The organism is Streptomyces sp. MUM 203J, assembly GCF_022414595.1.
In the GTDB taxonomy this organism is placed as follows: domain Bacteria; phylum Actinomycetota; class Actinomycetes; order Streptomycetales; family Streptomycetaceae; genus Streptomyces.
Genome location: NZ_JADWYO010000123.1, coordinates 1 through 2449, shown reverse-complemented (window position 1 = coordinate 2449; position 2449 = coordinate 1). Strand labels below are relative to the sequence as shown.

Below are 2449 nucleotides of genomic sequence, written 5' to 3'. Positions count from 1 at the left end.
GGGTGACCCCGGCGCCCTGCCGGTGCTGCTGGCGGGGGTCCTCGGAGTGGTCGCCGCCCGCGCGGTGCTCGCTCGCGCACAGCGCGACCTCGCCGCACGGGCCGGGGCGGCCGTCCGTGCGCGGCTGCGCGACACCCTGCTCGAACGGCTCGGCGCCTCGGGGCCGATGCGCGGCCACGGCGACCGCGCGGGCGCCGTGCGGGCCACGCTCGTGGACGGGGTGGAGGGGGTCGACGCGTACGTCTCGCGCTACCTGCCCCAGCTGCTCGTCACCTGCACCACCCCGCCCCTCCTCCTCGCCGCCGTGGCCGCCGTCGAGCCGTACGCGCTGCTCGCCCTGGCCCCCGCCCTGCTCCTCGCGCTGTTCGCGCCCCGCTGGTGGGACAAGCTGCTGGCCCGCCGAGGGCAGGAGCACTGGGGGGCGTACGAGGCGCTGTCCGCCGACTACCTGGAGGCCCTCCAGGGCATGCCCGCCCTGCGCGCCGCCGGGGCCGTGGCCCGCACCCGTGCCCGTCTGGAGGCGCGGTCGGCCGCCCTGCACCGGGCCACCGTCGCGAAACTGCGGGTGTCCCTCGTCGACACCGGCATCACGGACCTCGCCGTCCAGGGCGGCACGGTCGCCGCCGCGCTGCTCGCCTGCGCGTCCGCCGCGTCCGGCAGGACCGCCGCCACCGGCACGTACCTCCTCCTGATGCTGGCCTCCGAGTGCTTCCGCCCCGTCCGCGACCTGTCCCGCGAGTGGCACGCGGGCTACCTGGGCGTCTCGGCCGCGGACGGGATCGCGGAACTGCGGACCGCCCCGCCCGCCGTCCCCGACGGCGGTACGGCCGACACCGCAGGCTGGACGGCTGCGCCCGAAGTCCGCTTCGAGGACGTGTGCTTCACCTACCCGGACGCGGCCCGCCCCGCTCTCCACGGCGTGACCTTCACCGCCGAGGCGGGGCGGACCACGGCCGTCGTGGGGCCGTCCGGCGCCGGGAAGTCCACCCTCCTCGCGCTGCTCCTGCGCCAATGGGCCCCGGACGGCGGGCGGATCACCCTCCACGGCACCGACCACACCGCGTACACCCTCGCCTCCTTGCGGCGCGGCATCGCGGTCGTGTCCCAGGACACCTACCTCTTCCACGCCACCGTCGCGGAGAATCTCCGCCTCGCCCGTCCCGACGCGACCGACGACGACCTGCGCCGGGCAGCCCGCGCCGCCGGGATCCACGACGAGATCGCCGCCCTGCCCGACGGGTACGCCACCCAGGTCGGGGAGCGCGGCGCGACCCTGTCCGGCGGCCAGCGCCAACGCCTGGCCCTGGCAAGGGCCTTGCTCGCGGACGCGCCCGTGCTGGTGCTCGACGAGGCGACCAGCGCCGTGGACGAGCGGCGCGAGGCGCGCATCGGCCGCGCCCTGCTGCGCGCCGCGCGCGGACGCACCTGCCTGGTCGTCGCGCACCGGCTCGCGTCCGTGCGGGACGCCGACCGGATCGTGGTCCTCGACAGCGGGTGCGTCGACGCGGTCGGGACCCATCGGAGCCTGACGGAGGGCAGTGGCCTGTACGCACGGCTGGTCGCGGCCGGACACACCGAGGAGGCGGCGGCATGACCGGTCGTGAGAGGGGTACTCTGCGCGCCCTGTTGCCCGTGCTGCTGGCCCACCGGGCCATGACGGTACGGACGTTCCTCGTCGCACTTCTGGACCAGGCGGCTCTCGTCGCCCTGGTGGCGCTCTCCGCCCACACCGTGGGCACGGCGGTCCTGGACGGTACGGTTCCAGGCGCGGCCACCGTCGCCGTGCTGGTCGCGCTGGTCCTCGTACGGGCCCTCGCGACCTGGCGCGAGATGGACCTGTCGCACGATCTGGCCTACCGGGTGCTGGCCGAGCTGCGGGTGCGGGTCTTCGACGGGCTGGCCCGCAGCGCGCCCGCCCGGATCGGAGGGCGGCGCAGCGGGGACGTGGCCTCGGCTGCGATGGGGGACGTGGAGGCGCTGGAGTTCTTCTACGCGCACGCCGTCGCCCAACTGGCCGCCTCTGTCTCCGTGTTCACCGGCGGCGCCGCCGTTCTGGGGGTGCTCGACCCGTGGCTGCTCGTCGCCGTCCTGCCGGTGGCCGGGCTGCTGGCGCTGGTTCCGGTGCTGGACGGGCGGGGCCGGGCGGCGCGCGGGGCCCGTACCCGGCGGGCGGCCGCCGAACTGTCGGCGGAGGCCGTGGAGACCGTCGACGGGATGCGGGAGCTGCTGGCGTTCGGCGCGCTGGACCGGCGCCGGGAGCGGCTGCGGGCGCACGGGCGGCGGCTGGGCGAGGCCCAACGCGCCGAGCACTCCTGGGAGTCGGGCGCGGGCGCGGTACGGGACGTGCTGGTGGTGGCCGCCGTGGTGGGCGTCGTCGCGGTGGCCGCGCGGACCTTGGACGGCGCGTGGGCGCCCGCCGCGATGGCTCTCGCGCTGGGCGTGCTGGCGC

General features: G+C 77.1%; 2 protein-coding genes. Both read left to right on the top strand.

Annotated features, from left to right (window positions below; genetic code table 11):
• The coding region (locus I3F58_RS29100; RefSeq protein WP_240111707.1) for an ABC transporter ATP-binding protein/permease at nt 1-1594 on the top strand (1594 nt) is incomplete at its 5' end.
• Nucleotides 1591-2449: ABC transporter transmembrane domain-containing protein (locus I3F58_RS29095; protein WP_275679054.1), on the top strand; the 859-nt coding region annotated here is incomplete at its 3' end. The genes I3F58_RS29100 and I3F58_RS29095, both read left to right, overlap by 4 nt.